General features: G+C 62.6%; 11 protein-coding genes. 9 read left to right on the plus strand and 2 right to left on the minus strand.

Translation table 11 applies throughout. The features are described 5' to 3' along the window. Positions 1 to 67 precede the first annotated feature (67 nt). Complete coding sequence (locus AADA15_RS01635) at positions 68 to 1,879, plus strand: autotransporter assembly complex protein TamA (RefSeq protein WP_341639799.1); 1,812 nt, start codon at positions 68 to 70, stop codon at positions 1,877 to 1,879. After that, positions 1,876 to 5,379: a translocation/assembly module TamB domain-containing protein gene (locus AADA15_RS01640; RefSeq protein WP_341639800.1), complete on the plus strand. Its 3,504-nt coding sequence runs from the start codon at positions 1,876 to 1,878 to the stop codon at positions 5,377 to 5,379. Before AADA15_RS01635 ends, AADA15_RS01640 begins: the two co-directional genes overlap by 4 nt. Here the strand turns inward: AADA15_RS01640 and AADA15_RS01645 are convergent. Further along, positions 5,363 to 6,328, minus strand: a complete 966-nt coding sequence (locus AADA15_RS01645) for a glucokinase (RefSeq protein ID WP_341639801.1) — start codon at positions 6,326 to 6,328, stop codon at positions 5,363 to 5,365. The genes AADA15_RS01640 and AADA15_RS01645 overlap by 17 nt on opposite strands. Positions 6,329 to 6,503: 175 nt before the next feature. On the opposite strand from AADA15_RS01645, the gene AADA15_RS01650 reads away from it, so the two are divergent. Together AADA15_RS01650 and AADA15_RS01655 are read left to right on the plus strand one after the other, a co-directional pair. After that, positions 6,504 to 7,592 carry a glycosyltransferase family 2 protein gene (locus AADA15_RS01650; protein ID WP_341639802.1) on the plus strand — a complete coding sequence of 363 codons (1,089 nt, stop codon included), beginning with the start codon at positions 6,504 to 6,506 and terminating at the stop codon, positions 7,590 to 7,592. After that, positions 7,585 to 8,577 (plus strand): glycosyltransferase family 2 protein, encoded by a 993-nt coding sequence (locus tag AADA15_RS01655; protein ID WP_341639803.1) that lies wholly within the window; start codon positions 7,585 to 7,587, stop codon positions 8,575 to 8,577. Before AADA15_RS01650 ends, AADA15_RS01655 begins: the two co-directional genes overlap by 8 nt. Before the next feature lie 111 nt (positions 8,578 to 8,688). On the opposite strand, the gene AADA15_RS01660 is transcribed toward AADA15_RS01655, so the two are convergent. Then, complete coding sequence (locus tag AADA15_RS01660; RefSeq protein ID WP_341639804.1) at positions 8,689 to 9,456, minus strand: WecB/TagA/CpsF family glycosyltransferase; 768 nt, start codon at positions 9,454 to 9,456, stop codon at positions 8,689 to 8,691. 228 nt (positions 9,457 to 9,684) lie between these two features. Between AADA15_RS01660 and AADA15_RS01665 the strand changes: the two genes are divergently transcribed. The 5 genes from AADA15_RS01665 (at position 9,685) to AADA15_RS01685 (ending at position 24,282) form a co-directional block, all read left to right on the plus strand. Further along, positions 9,685 to 11,148 (plus strand): hypothetical protein, encoded by a 1,464-nt coding sequence (locus AADA15_RS01665; protein ID WP_341639805.1) that lies wholly within the window; start codon positions 9,685 to 9,687, stop codon positions 11,146 to 11,148. Positions 11,149 to 11,439: 291 nt separating this feature from the next. Next, positions 11,440 to 17,916: a type I polyketide synthase gene (locus tag AADA15_RS01670; RefSeq protein ID WP_341639806.1), complete on the plus strand. Its 6,477-nt coding sequence runs from the start codon at positions 11,440 to 11,442 to the stop codon at positions 17,914 to 17,916. 5 nt (positions 17,917 to 17,921) lie between these two features. Further along, positions 17,922 to 18,977: a glycosyltransferase family 2 protein gene (locus AADA15_RS01675; protein ID WP_341639807.1), complete on the plus strand. Its 1,056-nt coding sequence runs from the start codon at positions 17,922 to 17,924 to the stop codon at positions 18,975 to 18,977. Next, positions 18,974 to 23,569 (plus strand): MupA/Atu3671 family FMN-dependent luciferase-like monooxygenase, encoded by a 4,596-nt coding sequence (locus tag AADA15_RS01680; RefSeq protein ID WP_341639808.1) that lies wholly within the window; start codon positions 18,974 to 18,976, stop codon positions 23,567 to 23,569. Before AADA15_RS01675 ends, AADA15_RS01680 begins: the two co-directional genes overlap by 4 nt. Further along, positions 23,566 to 24,282, plus strand: a complete 717-nt coding sequence (locus tag AADA15_RS01685) for a 4'-phosphopantetheinyl transferase family protein (RefSeq protein ID WP_437343159.1) — start codon at positions 23,566 to 23,568, stop codon at positions 24,280 to 24,282. Before AADA15_RS01680 ends, AADA15_RS01685 begins: the two co-directional genes overlap by 4 nt.

A 24,282-nucleotide genomic window follows, 5' to 3' on the forward strand; every position in this document is an offset into this window, starting at 1 on the left:
TACGGTTTGGTGCGGCGGGGCATTTCCCCGCCCTCTGCACTGTCGCCTGCCGCTGCCCGGAGAGCCGATGCCGTTACGACCGAGAGCCAGCACCGCCCTGACGGGTATGGTGCCCGTTTTGCTGATCTGTGCAACCCTGTTCGGCACACCCGCCGACAGCGCTGAAACACGGCTCACTGCGCCGGGTGCGACCGAGGCTCTGACCGTGCGCCTGCAGAAGGCCTCGGCCGTTCTTTCTTCTGCACAAGACAGCGACGTGCAGGACCTTCTTGCGGCTGCCTTGTCGGATTACCGGACCCTTGTTCAGGTGCTTTATGATGCAGGGCATTTTGCCCCGGTCGTCACCATCCGCATTGACGGGCGCGAAGCCGCGGGGATTGACCCCATCACCCCGCCCGGGCGCATTGATCGGATCGAGATCACGGTCGATGCAGGCCCACAGTTCACCTTTGGCACAGCCGAAGTTGTGCCCTGGCCACAACAAAGCGACACCGAGGTGCCCTCGGAATTTGCACGCCAGGCGCCAGCCAGCACCGGGGCGATACGCGATGCGGCCAACAGCGGCATCCGTGCATGGCGGCGCGCAGGCCACGCCAAGGCAACGCTTTCTGGCCAAAGGATCACCGCCAACCACAGCCGCGCGACCCTCGATGCAAGGCTCACCATCCGCCCGGGTGCGCGCCTGCAGTTTGGGCAGATGGCCGTGTCTGGCCCAAGCCGTGTCCGCGACGAAGCCATTCGCAAGATCGCCGGTTTCCCTGAAGGGGAGACCTATCATCCCGACCTTGTCAGCCGATCCGCGAACCGCCTGCGCCGTACCGGGACCTTCTCATCGGTCTCCTTCCAGGAAGCCGAGAAGGCAAACCCCGATGGCACACTGGATTTCACCGCCAAGATAGAAGACATGCCCCCCCGAAGGCTGACCTTTGGCGCCGAGATGAGCTCGACCGAAGGGTTGTCTGTCACCACCAGTTGGATGCATCGCAATCTTTTTGGCGCGGCGGAAAAACTGCGCTTCGAGGCCCGCGTCAGCGGGATCGGCGGCAGCAACGATATTGACGGCCGCATCTCTCTGCGGCTGGATCGCCCGGCGACCCTTGGACCCGATGACAACATCTTCTACCTGACCGAGGCGGAAAGCCTGGATCAAGAGCATTTCACCGCCGTTCACGGCATGGGCGGCATCGGCGTGCGGCGGGTCTATTCGGATCAATTGTACGGTGAGGCCGTGCTTGGGTTTGATTCGATCCTGGCCACCGATGCCTTCGGGAAACGCCGGTTCAAGTATGTCTTTGCCAGCCTGCGCGCCGAGTTCGACAGGCGCGACAGCACGACCGACCCCACCAAAGGCCTGTTCCTGAGCGGGCGGGTTTCCCCGTTTTTCGGCGCCGATGGCGGCGATCCGGGCGTTCAGGTGACGATGGATGCCAGGACTTATGTAGGGCTTGGCGCAGATGACCGCATTGTATTGGCGGGGCGGGCGCAACTGGGGTCCGTCATCGGCCCCTCACACAGCGGCACCTCTCCGACGATGCTGTTCTTTTCAGGAGGCGGCGGAACTGTGCGTGGGCACGAGTATCAATCCCTTGGCGTTCCGGTTGCAGGCGGCACCGCAGGCGGGCGGGGTTTCTTCGCGCTTTCAGGTGAAATTCGTGGCCGCATCACGGACAAGATTTCTGTCGTCGGCTTCTACGATCACGCCTATGTGGATGCGGACAGTTTCATAACCAGCAGCTCCTCAAGCCATTCCGGCGCGGGCCTTGGCTTGCGGTATTCCGTGGCGGGCATAGGCGCCATTCGCGTCGATCTGGCCTATCCTGTCACCGGCGGCACGGCGGACGGCGCACAACTCTACATCGGGATAGGACAGGCGTTTTGAGACTCATCTGCTCCTTTGACCGCATGTCGCCCGCAGCCCTTGCCGTGATGGTTGCCACGCTGACAGCGCCAAGCCTTGCGCAGGCGCAGTCAGATCAGGACAGCGGCGGGTTTCTGGTCGACTTTCTCGAGGATACGCTCTCGGCTGACAGCCGCTACATCTCGGTTGAGGGGTTAAGCGGCGCCCTGTCGTCGGAAGCCGCAATCCAGCGCCTGACGGTGGCCGATGACGATGGTGTGTGGCTGATCCTTGAGGACGCCAAGCTGGACTGGAACCGACTTGCGCTGATCCAGGGGCGGTTTTCGGTGAACACCCTCAGCGCAGAGGCGATCACCGTCATCCGCAAGCCGAACCCAGTGCCCGAAGACCCGGCCCTGCCGACGCCAGAGGCAACCCCCTTTGCCCTGCCGGATCTGCCGGTTGCGGTCGAGCTTGGGGAGATCCGCGTCTCCCGCTTTGATCTTGGCGCGGATTTGCTGGGGCAGCCAGCCAGTCTTTCTATGAAAGGCGCGCTCACCCTGGCCGATGGGGCGCTCAGCACCAGACTGGACATCGACCGGCTGGACAAACCCGGCGACCGGGTGACCTTGATTGCGGGCTATGCAGATGCGACCCGGCAGATCGATCTGGATCTGGCCCTGTCGGAATCCTCGGACGGGCTGATTTCCGCAGCTCTGGACCTGCCTGGACGCCCCACACTGCAGTTGACCGCCAAAGGCAGCGGGCCGGTCAGCGATTTTGAAGCCGATATCACCCTGAGCAGCAACGGTCAGGAACGACTGGCAGGACAGGTCGTTCTGGCCGCCCTGCCCCAACCCGAACCAGGCCCGGACGCACAGGCGGACGCGGGCAACCCAGCCGCATCGACCATAGGGTTTTCGGCTGCCTTGAGCGGAGATATCGACCCGCTGCTGCGGCCGGACTACCGCCCGTTTTTTGGCCCTGAACTGCGCCTTGTTGCGCGCGGACGGACCGAAGCGAGCGGCGGCCTGTCCGTCGACACCCTCGCCCTCAATACTCAGGCGCTGCGGCTGACGGGGTCTTTGGCCAGCGCAGCAGAGGGCGGGCTTGGCACCGCGAACCTCAAGGCCACGATCACGCCTCCAAACGGCAACGCAGCCATCATCCTGCCGGTGCCGGGGGCAAGCACCACGCTGGCGGGTGCAGAGCTGGCGCTGCAGAAAACCGCTGATGGCCAATGGACGGTGTCAGGCGATCTGCGCGATCTGTCGCGTCCGGAACTGACACTGGCCAATGCGGCATTGCGCGCCTCCGGGACGATGGCCCAGGCTGGCACCGACACGGAGGGAAGCCGGTTTGACGGGCGCCTGCGGCTTGATCTGAGTGGTCTTGCCTTGCGCGATGCGGCCCTTGCAGCGGCTGTGGGCGACAGGCTTGAGCTCGAGAGCAAGGTTACGACACAAGGCCCCTCAGCGATTTCCTTGACAGAGCTCGAACTACGCGGCGCGGACTACCAGCTGGCTGGCGATGCAGCCTTTTCCGGACTTGAGAGCGGTCTGGAGATCTCTGCGGACGTCGCTGCGGGCGCCTCGGACCTGTCGCGGTTTTCGGCCCTCGCCCAGCGCCCGATTGGTGGAGCGGTCCAGGCCAGCGTCAAAGGCCGCGCGACCCCGCTTTGGGGCGGGTTTGATGCGGATGTTTCCCTCGTGGGACAGGATCTGAGCACGGGCATCGATCAGGTCGATACGCTTCTGTCCGGCACGGTCACGACACGCCTCGTGGCGGCGCGCGGCGCAGAGGGCCTGCGCATCGACCGCTTCGAACTGGACGGCGAGTCGCTGTCCGCCAGGGCACAGGGGGCTTTGAGCAGCAACTCGGGGTCTTTGACGGCAACAGCGCGTCTGGATGGGCTGGAACGGCTTTTACCCGAGGCGCCCGGATCACTGGAACTCTCGGCCGATCTGTCGCGCAGCGGGGATACCATAAGCGGTCAGGCCCGGCTCAAGGGGCCGCGCTCCTCCTCTGCCACGCTGGATGGAGACGTCCAGCTGAGCGGAGATGCGGCGTTCACCTTTGATGCCATCCTGAATGAACTGGAACGCTTTGTCCCCGAACTGGCGGGTGCAGTAGAGGCAAAAGGGCGCGCAGAGCGCCGTGGCGGTCTGTGGCAGATCGGCGCCAGGGCCACTGCGCCGGCCCAGACCACGGTTGATGTCGCGGGCACCTACTCAGAAAGCACCGGCATCATCGACGCAAAAGCCTCTGGCGATCTGCGTCTGGAGGGAGCCAATCCTTTTATCAAACCCAACCTGGCGAAAGGCCCAGCGCGTTTTGATATGGCCATCAAAGGCCCGCCCGCGCTCGACAGTGTGTCCGGGACAATCTTGACAACAGGCTCCGTTCTGGCGCTCCCCTCGGCGGGGCAGCGGATCGAGAATATCAACGCGAGCATTTCGCTGCAGAACAGTGGCGCCCAGGTGCAGATCACGGCCAGTCCCGGAGACAGCGGCACGCTGCGGATCAGCGGTCCGATCGCGCTGGCCCCACCCTTCCAAAGCGATCTTGGCATCGAGATTGTCAACCTCGTTCTCAGCGATCATCTGAGCTATGAGACGCTTCTCAACGGGCGGCTGAGGCTGAAGGGCGCCCTTGCAGGCAACAGCAGTGTCAGCGGCAGGATCGATGTCGGAGAGACGAACATCAACCTCAACACCGCCGCCGGGTCCGTGACCGCCGCCCCGATCCCGCAGATTTCCCATATCGGCGCATCGCAAGCGGTGCAGGCAACGCGCGCTCGTGCAGGTTTGATTGAAACCGCGCAGGGGCAGACCTCCAGCAGAACCTCCCAGACCACACTCGACGTGGTCATCGATGCCCCCGGCAAGGTCTTTGCCCGCGGACGAGGCCTGCGCGCCGAACTGGGCGGGCGTATTCTCTTGCGCGGCAGCACACGCCGGATCTCACCCTCGGGGCAGATCGGTCTGATCCGGGGAAGTTTCGATATCCTCGGGCGTCGTCTCTCCTTGGACGAGGGACAGATCACGCTATTGGGCAACCTAACGCCATTCCTGGATTTCAGCTCCTCCGCGCAGACCGAACAAGGCAGTGCCACGCTGAGGATTTCGGGGCTGATCGATGCACCGCAGATCGTCGTGACCTCAGAGCCGCCCCGCCCCAGTGAAGAAGCGCTGGCACTTCTGCTGTTCGGGGACAATATCAAGGACCTGTCGCCTCTGGCTCTGGCACGGCTGGCCTCCTCTGTGCTCACTCTGAGCGGGCGGAGCGGAAATGCCACCGAACGCCTGCGCAGCAGCACCGGAGCCGATGACGCCGATATCGGCCTCGACAAGCTAGGTGCCGGACAGCTGGGGCTGGGCGGCTACATTTCCGAGAACCTTTATACGGATGTGGACGTCAACACCCGCGGCGAAAGCGAGCTGAGCCTCAACCTGGACATCTCAGAGAGTCTGACTGTGACAGGCAAGGTTGACAGTGTGGGCGAATCCGGCCTTGGGATCCTTTTCAAGCGAGACTATTGAGCCGCGCCTTGGCCGCCTCGATCGCGTATCTGGCGGTGCCGCTCACTCCGGCGGCATCGTCCGTGACCAGCCAGAGGGGCACCTCGGCAGCCCGCTGCGAGAGCCTGCCGTGGGGTTCGGCAAAGGCACGCAGGAAATCCGCGCGCGCATCGGTGCCCAGCACGCCACGCGCAACGCTTCCTGCAAAGAACACCCCCTGCCCCGGCATATAGGTCGGCATCAGTTCATGGCCCAAGAGCCCCAAAAGCCGTGCCCAGATCGGCACGGTGCGCGCTGCGGGGTGGCCCGGTTCCGCGTCCGTGTAGGCCGCAACAATCCGGCTACCTTCTTCGGAAGGATCCCCGCCCAGGGCGCGGTGCAGCCGCACCAGGCCCCGCCCGGAAAAGAGCTCTTCCACACTGGCAAAGCCATGGTCCGGTTTCCCCAAGATGCGCGCCAGTTCCTGAGAGACGATGTCCGGAAGGCTCGCATGGCCAAGCTCGGCTTCGACGGTGCGCCCCGCCACCGAGAGCGCGACATTGAACCCGGTTCCGACACCGGCAACCAGTGCCTGCGCACCCTGTTGCCGCCCAGCCCGCAAGGACATGAGCTGGCCCGGCATCAAGACAGGCAGGGCATGTCCCAGGGCGGCCAGATCGTTGATCACATGCACCTGCCCCCCCGGCATCAGCGGCAGGCAGCCCTGCAGATCCTGCGCCGTTCCTTGCCAGTCCCGGTTTGTCAGACGATAGGTTTCGCCATAGACCGGGCCCGCGACGGCCAGACAGCAGCCCTGAAGATCGGGCAGATCCGGCTGCTCGCAATAGGCCGCCAGAACCTCCTGCAATGAGCCGTAGCTGTCGTTGGAAAAATGCTTGAGCGCGGTGACGCCGATCTCGGGACCGGCAAGCGCCAGGCGGGTATTGCTGCCGCCGACATCCCCTACAAGCACGGTCAGATCCGCTGCCATTGCAACCACCCCTCTCAAACCTATCGGATCGCGGGATCGTGCAACCCAAAGCTGCTTTTTCGAATATCAAATGTGAAATGTTGGCGCAACCATCACCGCTGCCACCTGCCCTCTTGCCGTTCACAACGATCTGGTCATAGGGTGCTTGAAAGACACTCGAACCGGACAGACCGCCATGACGACCAGCACCGCGCGCCTGCCTCTGTCCAAACGGCTGGGCAAACGCCTGGAGCGCTACAGGGAACGCCTGCGCTTTGCCGCGTCCCTGCGTCACATACACGGCCCCCGCCGCAGGTTCGCCGCCCCCGAAGAGGTCACCCTTGTCGCTCTGGTCCGCAACGGCAGCTATTACCTCGATGCCTTCTTCGACTACTATCAGGGCCTCGGCATTCGTCATTTCGTGTTTTTTGACAACGGTTCGGACGACGATACGATCACTCAGATCCGCAAGCGCCCCGGGACGGCAATTCTGCAATCCCGCCTCCCCTGGGGTGCCTTCGAGAACGCCTTTCGCAGTTATGCAGCCCGTCGATACGCAACGGACCGCTGGTGCCTGATCGTGGACATGGATGAAATCTTTGATTTTCAGGGGCGGGCCGACATCGGTCTGACGGGCCTCGTTCAATATCTGTCTGCCAACGGATATACCGCATTCATGGCGCAAATGCTGGAGATGTTCCCCAAGGCGCCCCTGCGTGACGTCGCCAAGATGCCTTATCCGGAGGTTCTCGAGGCTTTCAGCTTCTATGACCTCAGCGCGATCTCGGCTTATCCCTATCATTCAGCAGACACTGGCCTGTCGTTCTTCCTGAACCAGAACCACCCGAAGGATGCCAATGCGCCCCAGGTTCTTTTCGGAGGGGTGCGTGCCAAGGTATTCGGGGAGGCCTGCTGTCTGACCAAACACCCCTTGCTGTTTGTCGGGCCTGCCGTGCAGGCCGGGGTGCACCCCCACGCGGCTTCGGGCGTGCGGGTTGCTCCGATGACCGGGTTGATAAAGCACTACAAGTTCGCGGACGACGCGCTGGCGCGGGACCGCAAATCGGTGGAAACCGCATCCATCGCACACGGAGAGGACAAGCTGCGTCTGGAGCGCCTTTCAAAGCAGCCGGACCTTTCCCTGTGGTCCGAGGCGGCCCGCGAGACGCCAGATATCGCAACCTTGCAGGACCTCGGTTTTCTGAAGGCAAGCGAAGACTATGACGCCTACCTGCGCGAGATGAGCCGGAAACGGACTGGCCCCGGAAAGTCTGTTGATGGCTGATCACCTGTCCCCGAAACGAAATCGCGCCTTGCCGGTCGATGCCGTGGTGATCGGCCGGAACGAGGGGGAACGTCTGAAAAGGTGTCTCACCTCTCTGCGCGGCCAGGTGCGCCGTGTTGTCTACGTGGACAGCGGATCGAGCGACGGATCGGTTGCAGCGGCCCGTGCGCTTGGCGCGGAGGTGGTCGAGTTGGACCTCTCACGGCCCTTCACCGCAGCGCGCGCCCGAAATGCCGGGCTTGCGGCGCTTGGCCCCAGCGATGACGACAGCCTGGTGCAATTCGTCGATGGGGACTGCGAAGTTGATACGGACTGGCTGCCACAGGCCTGCGCCTTCCTGGCAGCGCACAAGGATGTTGCCGTTGTCTGCGGCAGGAGAAGAGAGCAGGACCCGGAGGGTTCCGTCTACAACCGCCTGTGCGACGCGGAATGGAATACTGCCGTCGGAGAGGCCCTGGCCTGCGGGGGGGATGCCCTGATGCGGCTGGGCGCGGTGCGCGCGCTCGGGGGGTACCGCGAAAGCCTCATTGCCGGGGAAGAACCGGAACTCTGTCTGCGCCTGCGACACAAGGGGTGGCGCATCTGGCGACTGGATGCCGAGATGACACGACACGATGCGCAGATCACACGCCTTGGCCAGTGGTGGAAACGCACACGGCGCGCCGGTCACGCCTTTGCCGAAGGTGCCGCGATACATGGCGCCCCCCCAGAGCGGCACTGGGTTCGGGAAACCCGCAGGGCAGTCCTGTGGAGCGCGCTCCTTCCGGCGACCCTTCTAGTCGGCATATTCGTGTCTCCATGGGCTTTGACGGCTCTGACCGCCTACCCCTTGCAATGCCTGAGGCTGGCCAGGTCGATGGGGTTTGAGAGGGCCTTTTTCACAGTGTTCGGGAAGTTCCCCGAATGTATTGGCGTACTTGAGTACCACTGGAACCGCCTCAGAGGACGCTCTCGAAGCATTCTGGAGTACAAGGGAACAAATTAGGCACCGCACCCAAACGGGTCGAGACATGTCAGACAAGAAAGGCTCAGACCAGCGCACCTGCAAGCGCGCAAACAGGATCTTGCACCGCTGGCTGATGCCAGCTCACATCCCTCAGGATGGGCTGTTTCCGCCCTGCCGCAGCCGCAGCGCCATCAGGGTATGTTTCGGCAAGATGGCCAGGCACTTCAAATAGCGCGGAATCATTCTCGACGGGCTGCTCAGCGCCCGCCAAAGCCACTCCAGTGCAAGCCTTCGCACCCAGGCCGGAGCCCGGCGCTGGTGCCCGCCGAGGAAATCCAGACCCGCGCCCACGGACGCAAAACCAACCCCCGGTGCAAGGCCCCGCCCGCGCGCGGCCAGGCGTTCCTGCTTTGGGGCCCCAAGCGCAAGAAAACAGAGCCCCACCTTTTTGCGGTTCAATGCGGACAGGATTTCAGCCGCTTCCTCGCTGTCAGGGTCGAACACCCCGGACGGCGCATGACACCACGTCACATCCAGTCCGGGAACCTCGGCCAACAGGGTCTGCCGCGCATCCGACAGAGCCTCACGGGTGCTGCCAACCAAGGCAACGGATACGCCCGCCTGAACCGCCAATCGGCACAAGGGAACCACCATGTCCGATCCCGGCATAAGCTGGACCGGTCGCCCCGCAACGCGGGACAACCAGACCACCGGGTGCCCATCCGCCACCACAAGGTCATGCGCTGCGTAGGCTGCGAGAAAATCCGCGTCCTGTTCCAGTTTCACCAGGTGATCGAGGTTGATCGTCGCCAATGCGAAGCCGCTCACCTCTTTCAGCCGCACAAGAACCTCATGTTCCAACTGCGGCCGGTCCACGATATTGACCGAGATCCTTTTGTCACCAAATTCGAAGTACAACGGACCATTCCCTCATGAACCGCTTCTGTTGATAGCGCTCCGCTTGCGGCAGCGCCAGCGAAGCATGGTCACAGAGGTTGTATTGTTGCAGTGCTGCCATCCGTTTACCGGATTTCGCTTTGTAGGGGACAGCAGAGGAAAGACTGCGTAGACTTTTAGCGAAAAGGGTGGATAAGGACAGGCCATTGACGCCTTTCCTCGCCCAAGACCGGAAAGCCCTGCGCGCCCATGCCCAATGCACTGGCATACCTGATGCTGATCAGCTGGCCTTTGGTCAGCCTGTTTCTGTTTCTGCGCCTGCCGCTGGAGCGCGCGATCCTGTGGTGCATCATCGGCGGCTACCTGCTTCTGCCTCCCTTGGCGGAATTCGATTTGCCGCTGGTGCCGGACATGGACAAATTCTCGATCCCATCGGTCATGGCTTTTGGACTGTGCCTCTTCGTGCTCCGCAAACCCGTCCCGATCTGGCCCCAGCCCTGGCTTGCCCGGCTTCTGCTACTGTTGTTTGTGACCTGTGTGATCCCGACGGTTCTGACCAATGGTGACCCGATACTGTTCCGCATCCTGCAGAATTCGGACCCGATCATCTTCTTGACCGACATGTTGCCGGGGCTCAGGTGGCGTGATCTGGGTTCGGTAATCATCAACCAGATCATCCTGTTGATGCCCTTCCTGCTGGCCCGCCGCTATCTTTCTGACGAAAAGGGACAAAAAGAGCTGCTTGTGGCGCTCTGCCTGGCCGGTCTGGCCTACAGTCTGCCTGCGCTGTTCGAAGTCCGCTTCAGCCCACAGCTGAACACCTGGATCTATGGTTTCTTTCAGCATGACTTTGCTCAGATGATGCGTCAGGGCGGGTTTCGCCCAATTGTCTTCCTGCCCCATGCGCTTTGGCTCGCGTTTTTTGTTTTCTCCTGCGTTGTGGCAGCGACAGCTTTGGCCCGGGCGGCCAAGGCGCCAGAGCGAACGCGCTTTGCACTGGCGGCGGTCTATCTTTTTGGCGTGCTGGTCCTGTGCAAAAGCCTCGCCTCCCTGGCCTATGGCCTCTCGATCGTGCCTTTGGTGGCGCTGGCATCACCACGCTGGCAGATCCGGGTTGCCAGCCTGATTGCCATCCTCGCGATCACCTACCCGATGCTGCGCAACGTCGGTGTGATCCCGACCGACGCAATCCTTGCGCAGGCCGAGGCGATCAGCGCCGAGCGCGCCCAATCCCTGGGATATCGCTTTGACAATGAAGCCATGATGCTGGCCCGTGCGGCCGAGAAACCCTGGTTCGGTTGGGGCGGCTGGGGCCGGAACCTGATCCGGGATCTTGAAACCGGCCACATCATTTCGATCCCGGATGGCCGCTGGATCATCACCTTCGGTACCTTCGGCTGGCTTGGATACATCGCGGAAATGGGTCTGCTCACGCTGCCAGTCTTTCTGCTGGCCATCGAGGTGCACCGCAGTCGGCAAAACGGTCTTTCTCCCTTTGCCACTCCCATCGCCCTGATACTGGCCGCAACCCTGGCAGACATGCTGCTGAACGACACGCTGATCCCGATCACCTGGCTTTGCGCGGGATCTGTACTGGGCCATGCTGAACGCCTGCGAAATCCAAAGCTTTTTTGCGGGAAACGCAGCCTGTTTGATGGCCAGCAAACCATGACCCCCGCCACAACCAAAGACAGCCCCCGCAGCATCCTCTAGCCACCCTAAATTGACAAGATGCCTCATTTTTTTCCATTTTCCGGCGCAATTGATCACCGTCCGTTCACAGCATGGCCGTATATGCTGACCACTCTGGCCAACGGGAAGGTCCGTTCAAACACTGCATATGCCGCCTGCCATATGCAGTGAGCCAGGAACCGCGGCAAAAGCCGACTTTCGCAGCAGACCGGTAGAAGACCGATAGTGATTGACAGTTACAAGCAACAGCGCACCATCAAGCCGGGTGCAAGCGGTACCGGATAGAGCGATACGTAAAAGGTGAAGATCAAGGTGGAAACGCAAGACGACAGCCAGTTTCGCACTCGGACCTATTCTGGCGACATCGCCATCGTCGGATTGGCGGTTGACGTCCCCGGAGCAGGATCGGCTGCGGCCTTCTGGGACAATCTCAGAAATGGCATCGAAAGCATCGAGGCCCTTGATGAACAGGCTTTGCTGGAGGCCGGAGAACGCGCCGACATTCTGAACCATCCGAATTACGTCCCAGCCGCCGCACGGCTGCAGGGATTTGACACCTTCGATGCGGAGTTCTTTGGCTTCAGCCCCAAGGAAGCCGCGATCCTCGACCCGCAGCACCGCAAGTTCCTCGAGGTGGCCTGGAGCGCGATGGAGGATGCCGGCCACCCGCCGGAGAGCCTTGATGCGCCCATCGGGGTCTATGCCGGCTGCGGCATGGGCAGCTATTTCTACTTCAACATCTGCTCCAACCCCGACCTCGTGGATGAGGTCGGCATGTTCCTGCTCCGCCATACCGGGAATGACAAGGATTTCCTGTCCACCCGCGTCAGCCATGTCTTTGATCTCAAGGGGCCTTCGGTCAACATTCAGACGGCCTGCTCAACATCCCTGGTCGCCGTCCACTATGCCTGCAAGGCCCTGCGCGAGGGCGAATGCGGCATGGCCCTGGCAGGCGGTGTCACCATCGAGCTGCCACAGGGGCGCGGCTATATCTTCAAGGAAAACGAGATCCTGTCGCCGGACGGTCATTGCCATTCCTTTGACCACCGGGCGCAGGGCACCGTCTTTGGCTCTGGCGCGGGTGCGGTCGCGCTGCGCCGCGTCGAAGATGCGATCGCCGACGGCGACCACATCTGGGCCGTCATCAAGGGATCTGCCATCAACAACGACGGCGCCGACAAGGCCGGATACCTTGCGCCTTCGGTCGGCGGACAGGCCGCAGCGGTGCGCAAGGCGCTGGCAGCAGCCGATGTGCCCGCCGACACCATCGATTATGTCGAATGCCACGGCACCGGCACCTACCTTGGCGACCCGATCGAGGTCACCGCCCTGACCGAGGCCTATCGCGATACGACGGATGAGGTGGGCTATTGCCGCATCGGTTCGGTCAAGACCAACATCGGCCATCTGGATACCGCGGCCGGTGTGGCAGGGCTGGCCAAGGCCACGCTTGCGCTGAAACACCGGCAGATCCCGGCCTCTCTTGGCTATGAAGCGCCGAACCCGGCGATCGATTTCGACCACTCCCCTTTCAGGGTGAACGCGGCCCTGACGGACTGGCAGCCCCACAAGGGGCCCCGCCGCGCCGGGATCAACGCACTCGGGGTCGGCGGCACGAATGCCCATGTTATTATTGAGGAAGCGCCCGAACGCAGCCCATCTGAGGAAAGCGACTTTCCGTTCCACGTTCTGTGCCTGTCAGGGCGAAGCAAAGGCGCCCTCGACGACAACACCGCCGCCTTGGTGAACTGGCTACGCGCCAATCCGCGCGCCGATCTCGCTGATGTGGCCTATACGCTGAAGGAAGGCCGCCGGGGCTTTGCCAAACGCCGCGTGGTTGTCGCCGAAACAGCGACCGAGGCCGCAGATCTGCTGGAGTCTGCGGATCCGCGTCAGGTCTTTACCCATGATCACCTCGGCGATGCGCCTGAGGTGGTTTTCATGTTCCCCGGTGGCGGCGCGCAATATGCGGGAATGGCGCGCGACCTTTACGAGACAGAGCCGGTCTTTGCCGACTGGATGGATCGCGGGCTGGATCACCTTCAGGCGAGCCTCGACTATGACATTCGCGCGCTCTGGCTCCCGGAAGAGGGACAGGAGGAGACGGCGAACGCTGCGCTCCAGAAACCTTCGGTGCAGCTGCCGCTGATCATGATCATCGAGTATGCTCTGGCGCAGCTCTGGATCAGCTGGGGCGTAGGCCCCTCGGCTATGGTTGGGCACTCCATGGGGGAAAACACCGCCGCCTGTCTAGCCGGTGTTCTGTCGTTCGAGGATTGCATCGATCTGGTCCTCTTGCGCGGGCGGCTCTTCGATACGGTGCCCGCCGGTGGCATGCTCTCGATCTCCCTGCCTCTGGAAGAGGTTCAGGCGCTCATCGGTGATGACCTCGATATCGCGAGCGTCAATGCGCCAAGCCTCACCGCCGTCTCCGGTCCGCAGGCTGCGCTTGATAGGCTGGCAGAAACCTTGAAAGCGCGTGACATCGATCACCAGCGCATCCAGATCGATATCGCCGCCCATTCGCGGATGCTGGACGGCATCCTTGATCAATACGGCGCGTTCCTGCGCGGTCTGACCCTGTCGGCGCCGACGATCCCGATCCTGTCCAATCGCAGTGGGCAGCTGTTGACCGCAGAAGAAGCGACCGATCCAGACTATTGGGTGCGCCAGCTGCGCGGCACGGTGCTGTTTGCCGACTGCATGGAAACTCTGAGTGCCGTGGCCGGGAGGATCTATCTTGAGGTTGGCCCCGGCAAGGCCCTGAGCGCACTGGCGCAGATGGCCCCAGCGGTGAAACCCGGACAGGTACTCAGCTCCCTGCGCCACCCGGATCAGGACGTAATGGACGATGCCTATTTCTTTGGCGTCATCGGACGGCTCTGGGCCTGTGGCCATGAGGCGGATTGGGATCAGATCTGGGGCGAGGCCAAGCGTCATCGCCTCTCCCTGCCCACCTATACCTTCCAGCGCAGCCGCTACTTCATCGAACCCGGAACCGCAGCGCAGGTCCAGGAGACGCCCCTGACCGCCCGGACGGATGACCTGACAGATTGGGGCTACCGCCCGGTCTGGCGCCCGCGCCTTGCCGATTGTCCCCTCGATATCGAAACGGACCTCGCAGAGGATCCGCAGACCTGGTTGATCTTCGAAGACGATATCGGTCTTGCCGCCAAGGCTGCTGAGCGGCTCGAGGCGGCGGGTCACAGGATCGCCCGTGTGCGTCCCGGCGATACATACGCGCAGCTTGCAGAGGCCTCATACGTTCTTGCGCCTGAACAGGGGCGCACGGGCTACGCCGCCCTTCTGGCCGATCTGGCGCGCGAAGCCATGCTCCCCAGCCGCATCGCGCATTTCTGGCTGGTGACTGATCAAGAGAGCTTCCGCCCCGGATCGTCCTTCTTTGACCGCAATCTGGAGATGGGCTTTCACTCGCTGACGGCCCTGGCGCAAGAGCTTGGCAGCATGGATCTGCCGCAGTCGCCTCATGTGACCGTTTTCACCACCGGCGCCGCGCAGCAACGGGATGAACCGCTGCCCTATCCGGAAAAGGCCCTGATCGCCGGTCCCGCCCGCATGATGTCGCGGGAACTGCCGGGGTTCACCTGCACGACGGTGGATATCGAACTGCCCAAGTCGCCAACAGGCCTCCTCGCCCGGCTGAGCGGCGCAGAGATCCCTGACATGACCCCGCGCCTGCTGGAAGAGATGCTGGCCGAGCCGGGCAATGCCGCCGCGATCTGGCGGGGTGAAAAGCGCTTTGAGAAAGACTGGCGCGCCCTGCCCTTGCCTCAGGCCGGCGCGTCGGCGTTCAAAAAGGGCGGCACCTACCTGATCACGGGTGGCTATGGCGGCATCGGTCTGACCGTCGCCCGCCACCTGATGCAGCATTTTGACGCCAATGTCGTGCTGATCTCCCGCGAAGGGCTGCCGCCGCGCGACGCCTGGATGCGCCATTTGCGCATGCACAGCCCAGCCAATCGCATCGCAAGGCGCATACGCGCCGTTCAGGATCTTGAGAACATCGGAAAAGGCACGATCCTTCCGCTCAAGGCGGATGTCTGCAACTCGGATCAGATGCGTAGCGCAGTCGAAACGGCCAAAGCGCGTTTCGGCCCCCTTACAGGAGTCATCCACGGCGCAGGGCGCATAGACGATGCGCCGCTTCTGGCCAAGACCGAAGAGCAGATTTCAAAGGTCCTTGCGCCCAAGGTCAGCGGTCTGCGGGTCCTGGATACGCTTTTCCCGGATGGCAGCCTTGATCTGATGGTCCTGTTTTCCTCCTCCTCCACAGTGACGGCGCCTGTCGGCCAGGTGGACTACGTTGCGGCCAATGAGTATCTCAACGCCTTTGCCGCCCATCGCGCTGGCGGGAAGACACGCGTCATCGCCGTGGACTGGGGCGTTTGGGCCGATGCGGGCATGGCCGCCGATGTATTGCATGCGCGCAGGGGAAGAACCGGGCCAAGTGATCAGACCCCATCAGGGCAGCCGCTCTTGGACAGTGAAGGCTTCGATGGTGCGGGCAACCGTATCTATCGCACCCGCCTCGATGCGCGTCGGCACTGGCTGCTGGATGAGCACCGCACCAAGGGCGGCACAGCCGTGATGCCCGGCACAGGCTATATCGAACTGGCCGCCGAGGCGCTGGCGGCCCTTGGGCTGACAGAAGATGGCACGCTGCCCGCGCTGGAGCTGCGGGATCTTTATTTCCTGCGCCCCCTGGTGGTGAAAGATGACAGCCCCGTTGACCTGCTGATCCGGCTCGTAGCGCAGGAAGACGGCTATGCGATCAGCTTCTATACTGCGGTGCGGGACGGCTTTGCCCTCCATGCCGAAGCGATGGCAGCTTTTATCGACGACACAGCGCCGCCAGTGGCGCTTGATGCCCTCAGCGCCCGGTGCGCGCAGCGCTTGGCTCCACAAGAAGGTCGCCTGCGCTCCCCGCAAGAGGCACACCTCGCCTTTGGACCCCGCTGGCATGTGCTCCATGAGATGGCATTCGGGACAGACGAAGGGATGGCCAGGCTGCATCTGTCACCGAGCGCAAAAGCCGACAAGGCGCTTTTGCATCCGGGCCTCTTGGACCTTGCGACCGGATGGGCCATATCGCTCGCCCCCGGGTACAGCCCGGATGCCCTGTGGGTTCCCGTGTCGTACCGGTCTATCCGCATCCATGCCCCCCTTTCAGAGACGATCCACAGCCACATGCGGCGTTCGCCTGAAGACACGGGGTCGCAGGATAACGCGCTTTTTGATGTCACCCTTACAGATGCCGCAGGCTCCACCCTGCTCGAAATCAAAGGCTTCCGCATGCAAAAGCTGGCCGCCGGGTTTGAAAGCGCCGCGAGCGATACGGTGGATGTGCAGGCGGCCGGCATCGCGATGTCCTCGCAAAGCAATGCTCAGCCGCTGTCAAAGGAAGAACAGCGTCTGCACCACAATATTGCCCAGGGCATCCGCGCCGATGAAGGGGGCGAAGCCTTGATGCGCGCCCTTGCGGCAGCTGCCAAAGGGACACTGCCGCAGATTGTCGTCTCGTCGATGGATCTGCACGCCCTTGTCGCAGAGGCCAACACCCGCACCGAAACCCTCGGCAAAGAAACCCAGAGTTTTGATCGCCCCGATCTCGATACGGATTATGTGGCGCCCGAAAACGCAGTAGAAGAGCGGCTGGCAGAGCATTTCCAGACCCTTCTGGGCGTTGCGCAAGTCGGCACGCAGGACAGTTTCTTTGATCTTGGCGGTCATTCCCTGATTGCAGTGCGCCTTTTTGCCCAGATCAAGCGGGATTACGACGTGGAATTCCCGCTCTCGGTCCTGTTCGAAGCGCCGAGCGTTGCGAGCCTGGCAGAGCGGATCATCGCCCGCACCGGCGGCGGCGTCAGCTCGGAGAGTACAGGCAAGGCCCCGGACAACCAGGAAGCGCCCGCCTTTACCCACCTCGTGAAGCTGCATCCGGGCGATGGTACCGGGCGGCGCCCCTTCTTCATCGTCGCGGGCATGTTCGGCAACGTGCTGAATCTCAGGCATCTGGCGCAGATGATCGGAGCGGATCGCCCAGTCTATGGCCTGCAGGCCCGTGGGCTGATCGGCAGCGATGCTCCACACGAGCGCATCGAAGAGGCAGCTGCGGATTACTTGCTTGAAATCAAGATGGTGCAGCCCGAAGGCCCCTATCTGCTGGGTGGGTTTTCGGGCGGCGGTATTACCGCCTATGAGATGGCGCAACAGTTGCAGGCCGCAGGCGAGGAAACCGCAGCCCTGATGCTGCTGGACACGCCACTTCCCGTGCGCCCCAGCCTGACGCGCAAGGACAAGGCGCTGATAAAACTGCAGGAAATGCGCCGCAAGGGTCCCTCCTATCTAACCGAATGGGCGCGCAAACGGATCGCCTGGGAGATCGAGAAACGCCGGGTCAACCCCGCCGAAAGTGGCACCAGCCCGGCCTTCAACAACCGCCGGATCGAATTGGCTTTCCGCGCCGCAATCGCAGCCTATGAGCTGCGCGCATGGGATGGCGTGATGACCTTGCTGCGCCCCCCGTTGGACCGGCACTGGGCGGTTTCGGGTGGCCGCTTTGTCAGCGCCGAGCGGGAGTATGTTTTTCCGGACAACGACTGGACCCGCTGGGCCCCCGGCTTGGAGGTGGTCGAGGTGCCGGGTGATCACGACAGCATGGTCTTGGTCCCGAATGTCAGCGTATTGGCCGCCGAGGTCAAGGCACGCCTCGATCGCTCGGACGCCTGCCACAGGCCCCGGCGCGCACATCATCAGGCAGCGGAGTGAAGACCATGTCCCCCCTCCTGCAAAGCTCTTGCACCGATCAGACAGCCCATGACCGCAACAGCGTACTCACCATCATTCTCAATTACCGCACGCCACAGATGACCCTGCAGGCCGCTGAAGCGGCATTGTCCGAAATGGAGGATTTGCCCGGAGGCCTGGTCATCGTCGAAAACGGCTCAGGCGATGGATCTTGGGAAGCCTTGCAGGAAGGGGCCGCCCGGCGCGGCTGGCTCGACGGTAACAAGGTGCACTTGATCCGCTCAGAGGTGAACGGAGGGTTCGGCGCAGGCATGAACATCGGTATGAAGGCCGGGCTGCCCAACGGCGGCGCGCCAGGCTTTTACTACCTTCTGAACTCAGATGCCTTCGTCGAAGGGAGCACCATTTCCCGCCTGCGTGATTTCCTGCTGCAAAACCCGGGAGCGGGGCTTGCCGGCTCTTTCGTCCATGGAACAGACGACAGTCCCCATCGCACTGCCTTTCGCTTTCCCTCGATCGCCGGAGAGTTCGAGATGGCCGCCCGCACCGGCCTATTCACCCGCCTCCTGCGCCACGCTGTCGTTGCAATGGATATCCCAGAAGCCGAAACGCAAGTCGATTGGACCGCAGGTGCCAGCCTGATGATCCGCCGAGAAGTCATTGAAGAGATTGGCGGATTTGACGAGACCTTTTTCCTCTATTTCGAGGAAACCGATCTGTGCCGCCGTGCAGCCCGGGCCGGATGGCGTACGCACTATGTGCCGACCAGTACGGTCGCGCATATCGGATCGGCCTCCACGGGCATGAAATCCTGGGATCGCACCCCGCCCTACTGGTTCGACTCGCGCCTGCATTACTTTGTGAAAAACCACGGGACGGCTTATGCGGCCCTGGCGACAGTTGCGCGGATCGGCGGCTCAGGCCTTTATTGCCTCAGGCGCCTGATCCAAGGCAAACCCGCCGCCGATGCCCCGTACTTCGTTCGTGATCTGACCCTGCATGCGCTGCGCGCGATGATCCGCCCCAAGACTTCCATTCGTGAAACGCGCCTTCACCCCCCCTTCCCGGAGGAGCAGAAATGACCTCATTTTCCTCGGTCATCATTGGTAATGAATCTCTTGCCGTAGGTTGTGGCGATGCGCTTCTGGCGCGCGGCCACAGGATCACGGCCGTCGTCTCGCAAGATGACGCGATCCGGACCTGGGCGAAAGAAAAGGGCATTGCGGCTCTTGCAAACCCAAATGATTTGAAGGACTTGGAAGGCGCATTTGATTGGCTCCTCTCCATTGCAAACCTGAGGGTCATCCCGGATGACGTTTTGAAACAGGCCACTAAAGGCGCCATCAACTTTCACGACGGCCCACTGCCGCGCTATGCCGGTCTCAATGCGCCGAACTGGGCCCTGATCGAGGGCGCACGCGACTATGGCATCACCTGGCACATGATCGAAGGCGGCATCGACGAAGGCGATATCCTTGCCCAGCGTCTGTTCGACGTTGCGACGGATGAGACTGCCTTCAGCCTCAATTCGAAATGCTATGCGGCCGCGATGGACAGTTTCGGTGAGGTGATCGACCAGCTTGAGGCCGGTAGCCTGAACCGTCAGCCGCAGGATCTCAGCCAGCGCAGCTATTACGCCCGCGCAGACCGCCCTGTAGCCGGTGCGCTTTTGGACTTTTCATGCCCGGCAGAAGAGCTTGTCCGGCTTGTCCGCGCGCTTGACTTCGGGGATTACTGGAACCCACTCTGTGCGCCTAAGATTGCCATCGATGACAAGGTCTATCTGGTGTCGCGCGCAGAAGCGGTCGAAGGCGAAGGCACTCCGGGCTGCGTGCTGGAAAACAGCAATGACGGGATGACCGTGGCCTGTTCCACCGGAGCTGTACGCCTCGGAGGCATTAGCGATCCGGTCGGGCGGGCAGTTCCCGCCCTTGATCTCTGCAAGGCGGGCGATGTCCTTGCGACCCGGCGCGCCGCGCAAGCGGATGAAATCAGTGCCGCCCTTGCCGCCACGCAAAAGGGCGAACACCATTGGCGACGTGCCCTTGCCGCCATGCAGCCCGCTCCGGTGCCACTTGCGCGCCAAACCGGTGACCAGGGCGTCAAGCGCCTGTCCATCAAGGCGCCCGAAGGTTTGAGCGACGCACAGATCGCCGTGGCTGTGCTGACATTCGCCCTGCGCAGCGCTGGTGTGGAAACCGCCGACATTGCCCTCTCTACCGAAAACATTGAACCGCTAAGCGGCCTTGTATCCGGCTGGGTGCCCTTGCAGGCCCATCATACGGACAGCATTTCCGACCTCCTGAACAAGACCTCGCAAGGCATTGAAAAAGCGCTCCTATATGGCGGGTTTGCCGAGGATTTGATCGCCCGCGCGCCCGAGCTTTTGCCACAGGATCTACCCGGCGTCGGTTTGTCCATGGGACGGGATGCGGCCCTGTCGGGATGCGCGGTCACCGTTTCTTGGGCGGATGGCGCGCTTACGCTCCACGTGGATGGTGCCCAGCTCGACCAAAAGGCTGCGGAGCTGCTCGCCGCGCGGCTGGAGTTGGTTCTGGGGGCCATTTCTTCCGTTGGAGACAGCAGTACCATCGCCGACCTGCCCATCCTGCCCGAGGCCGAGCGGCAACTGCTGCTGAACAACTGGAACCAGACGAATACTGACGTGGATCTGGAGCAGACCGTCCATTCGGCTTTCGCGGCGCAGGTGGCCCGCACACCCGAGGCCACGGCGCTGGTGTTCGAGGACCAAAGCCTCAGTTACGGCGAACTGGATGCCAGAACCAATGGCGTCGCCGCAAAGCTGCAGGAGATGGGTGTCAAACCGGGCGCCCATGTGGGTATCTACGTCTCTCGCAGCCCCGATCTGGTAGTTGCCGCCCTTGCGGTGATGAAGGCAGGCGGTGCCTACGTGCCGCTCGATCCCGCTTATCCGGCGGATCGGATCGCGCATTTCATCTCCGACAGCGGCGCTCAGGTGATCGTGACGCAAGAGACGCTGAAAGGCAGTCTTCCCGCTTCGGACGCGCAGATATTGGTTCTGGACGGACCTGAGGCGCCCGATCCGAGGGAAACGCCCGTCGATGGCGGTGCCAGCGGGCAGGATCTGGCCTATCTGATCTATACCTCCGGCTCCACCGGCCTGCCCAAGGGGGTGATGGTGCGCCATGCCAACGTGGCGAATTTCTTTGCCGCCATGGATGCCAAGATTCCCCACCAGCCCGGGGACGCCTGGCTGGCCGTGACCAGCCTGTCCTTCGACATCTCGGTGCTGGAGCTGTTCTGGACCCTGTCGCGCGGCTTCAAACTGGTGCTCTCCAGCGATGAATCGCGCCTGCAGCTCTCGAACGGGCCGATTGCCATCTCTGACCGGAAGATGGACTTCAACCTGTTTTACTGGGGTAATGACGACGGCCCCGGCCCGCGCAAATACAACCTGCTGCTGGAAGGCGCCAAGTTTGCCGACAAACACGGGTTCAACGCGGTCTGGACGCCCGAGCGGCACTTCCACGCCTTTGGCGGCCCCTATCCGAACCCTTCGGTCACAGGGGCGGCGGTGGCGGCTGTCACGCAGAACATCGGCGTGCGCTCGGGCTCTTGCGTGGCCCCCCTGCACCATCCCGCCCGCATTGCCGAGGAATGGGCGGTGATCGACAATCTGACGGCGGGGCGCGCGGGCATCGGCTTTGCTGCGGGCTGGCAGCCCGATGATTTCATCCTGCGCCCCGAAAACACACCTCCTGCCAACAAACCCGCCATGTACGAGGCGATCGAGACCGTGCGCAAGCTGTGGCGTGGTGAGGAGGTCGCCTTCCCGCGCAAGGACGGCGGCACCCATGCGGTGATCACCCAGCCGCGCCCCGTCTCCGGGGAACTGCCGGTCTGGGTCACCACCGCAGGCAACCCCGACACCTGGCGCGAAGCCGGAGAGATCGGCGCCAATGTCCTCACCCACCTTCTGGGCCAAAGCATTGACGAGGTGGCAGGCAAGATCCGTATCTACCACGATGCCCTGCGCAGTGCAGGTCACGACCCGGCGGATTTCACCGTGACGCTGATGCTGCACACCTATCTGGCCGAATCCCGCGAGGTGGCCCGCCAGACCGCGCGTGAGCCGATGAAGGACTACCTGCGCTCGGCTGCGGGCCTCATCAAACAATACGCCTGGGCCTTCCCGGCCTTCAAGAAACCCAAAGGCGTGAACAACCCCTTTGAGATGGATCTTGGCATCCTGTCCGAGGAAGAGCTGGACGCGATCCTCGATTTCGCCTTTGAGCGCTATTTCGAGGACTCGGGCCTGTTCGGCACGGTGCAGGACGGCGTCGCCCGTGTCGAGCAATTGAAACGCATTGGCGTCGACGAGATCGCCTGCCTCATCGACTATGGCATCGCGCCCGAGGTGGTTCTCGATGGGCTGAAACCGCTGGCAGAGGTTCTGCGCCTTTCAAACGCGCCGCAGGAGCTTGACCCAGCAGACTTTTCGCTGGCTGCGCAGATTCTGCGCCATGATGTCAGCCATATGCAATGTACACCCTCCATGGCGCGCATGATCGTGCAGCACGACGAAGCGCGTATGGTGCTGCCCCATCTGCGGCACCTTCTGGTGGGCGGTGAAGCGCTGCCCGGCGATCTGGTGGGTGATCTGCGCGAGGCGGGTCCGGGCGAGATCCACAACATGTATGGGCCGACCGAGACCACCATCTGGTCCACCATGCAGACACTTGATGGCACCCCCTCAGGCGTTGCCGACATCGGCGCGCCAATTGCCAATACCCAAGTCTATGTCCTTGACGCGAAAGGCGCCCCGCAACCCATTGGGGCACCTGGAGAATTGCTCATTGCGGGCGATGGTGTCACGGCCGGCTACTGGCAGCGACCCGAACTGACCGAGGACCGCTTTGTCGCCAATCCGTTCAAAGGCGGCCGGATGTATCGCACTGGGGATCTGGTGCGCTGGCGCGAAGACGGACGGCTCGACTTCCTCGGGCGCACCGATCATCAGGTCAAGATCCGAGGCCAGCGGATTGAACTTGGGGAGATAGAAGCCGCGCTTGCAGCACAGCCCGGTGTCACAGGCGCCGTTGTGATGCCGCGCAAGCTTGGCGCCGGAGAGCAGCTTGTCGGCTACGTCACGGCCTCTGCCGCGATCGACGAGACTGCGTTGAAACAGGCGCTTGCCGCCCGTCTGGCCGAGGTGATGGTCCCCGCCCATATCGTAACGCTTGACGCCTTCCCGCTGACCCCGAACAAAAAGATCGACCGCAAGGCCCTGCCCGATCCGAAACCGGCCCGCGTGACGGCTCCGGCAGCCTCAAGCGAGCCGAAGACCGGCGCGCAGGTGCAGATAGCAGCGATCTGGGGACGGATCCTTGGCCTCGACGGGATCGGTCCGCAGGACAACTTCTTTGTGCTGGGTGGCCATTCCCTGCTCGCGGTTCAGGCCCACCGGGATATCCGCACGGCGCTTGAAGTACCGAAACTGTCGATCACCGACATCTTCCGCTTCCCGACCCTGTCCGGGCTGGCAGATCATGTGGAAAGCCTGACGGGCGGATCGCAAGCTGCAGAAGATTCGACTTCCACGGCAGAGGCTGCCGCCACCGAGGCGGCAAAAACGGAAACCATGTCGAAACGGCGCGCCATGCGTGCCAACCGCCGAGCCCGAACCGGATGAGCACTGACACTTCCGAAAGCTCTCTTTCCCTCACGCAAGAGCGGCTGGACCTGGTCCGGCCGCTTTTCAGACCTGAGGTGGCAATGGCTGCCTTTGACCCTCTGGGCACCCCGCCAATGCCCTTTCCCGAGGAGCTGGCCTGCCTGAGCCCGCGTGCGGTTGAAAAGCGCCGCCGGGAGTTTGCAGCAGGCCGTGCTGCGGCGCATCAGGCCATCCGGGACTTGGGTCATGACGCACGGCCAATCCTGATTTCCGAAACCCGCGCCCCGGTCTGGCCCGAGGGCCTGACAGGCTCCATTACCCATACCAAAAGCTGCGCCATTGCAGCTGTGGCCCCTCAGCCTGACCTTCGGGCCATCGGGATCGATGTGGAAGAGGATACCCCCCTCAAGGAGGATCTTCGCCCGGCAATCTGCTCACCCGGAGAACAGGCCTGGCTGGATCAACAGGACAATCCCGGCCAGATGGGGAAGCTGCTGTTTTCGGCCAAGGAAGCCGCATACAAGTGCCAATACGCGGTCAGCCAGAGATTTTTTGGATTTGACGGCATGGAGTTAGAGGTTGAAGCTGACCAATTCAGATCAGGTCAGCGGGGCCGTTTTCTTGCGTTTTTCACTGCGGACCAACCGCCGTTCAGCCGTGGATTTTCGATTGAAGGTGCCTATGTGATCGGTGCGGGGATCATATTCACCACAGCCTCGCTGAGGGAGTGA

The sequence above is a fragment of the Phycobacter sedimenti genome (assembly GCF_038148855.1).
GTDB lineage: Bacteria > Pseudomonadota > Alphaproteobacteria > Rhodobacterales > Rhodobacteraceae > Phycobacter > Phycobacter sedimenti.

Coding starts and splice junctions, on each gene's coding strand:
- AADA15_RS01685 (WP_437343159.1), top strand. CDS start 23,566: ATGAGCACTGACACTTCCGAAAGCTCTCTTTCCCTCACGCAAGAGCGG.
- AADA15_RS01665 (WP_341639805.1), top strand. CDS start 9,685: ATGCCCAATGCACTGGCATACCTGATGCTGATCAGCTGGCCTTTGGTC.
- AADA15_RS01655 (WP_341639803.1), top strand. CDS start 7,585: ATGGCTGATCACCTGTCCCCGAAACGAAATCGCGCCTTGCCGGTCGAT.
- AADA15_RS01650 (WP_341639802.1), top strand. CDS start 6,504: ATGACGACCAGCACCGCGCGCCTGCCTCTGTCCAAACGGCTGGGCAAA.
- AADA15_RS01680 (WP_341639808.1), top strand. CDS start 18,974: ATGACCTCATTTTCCTCGGTCATCATTGGTAATGAATCTCTTGCCGTA.
- AADA15_RS01645 (WP_341639801.1), bottom strand. CDS start 6,328: ATGGCAGCGGATCTGACCGTGCTTGTAGGGGATGTCGGCGGCAGCAAT.
- AADA15_RS01635 (WP_341639799.1), top strand. CDS start 68: ATGCCGTTACGACCGAGAGCCAGCACCGCCCTGACGGGTATGGTGCCC.
- AADA15_RS01675 (WP_341639807.1), top strand. CDS start 17,922: ATGTCCCCCCTCCTGCAAAGCTCTTGCACCGATCAGACAGCCCATGAC.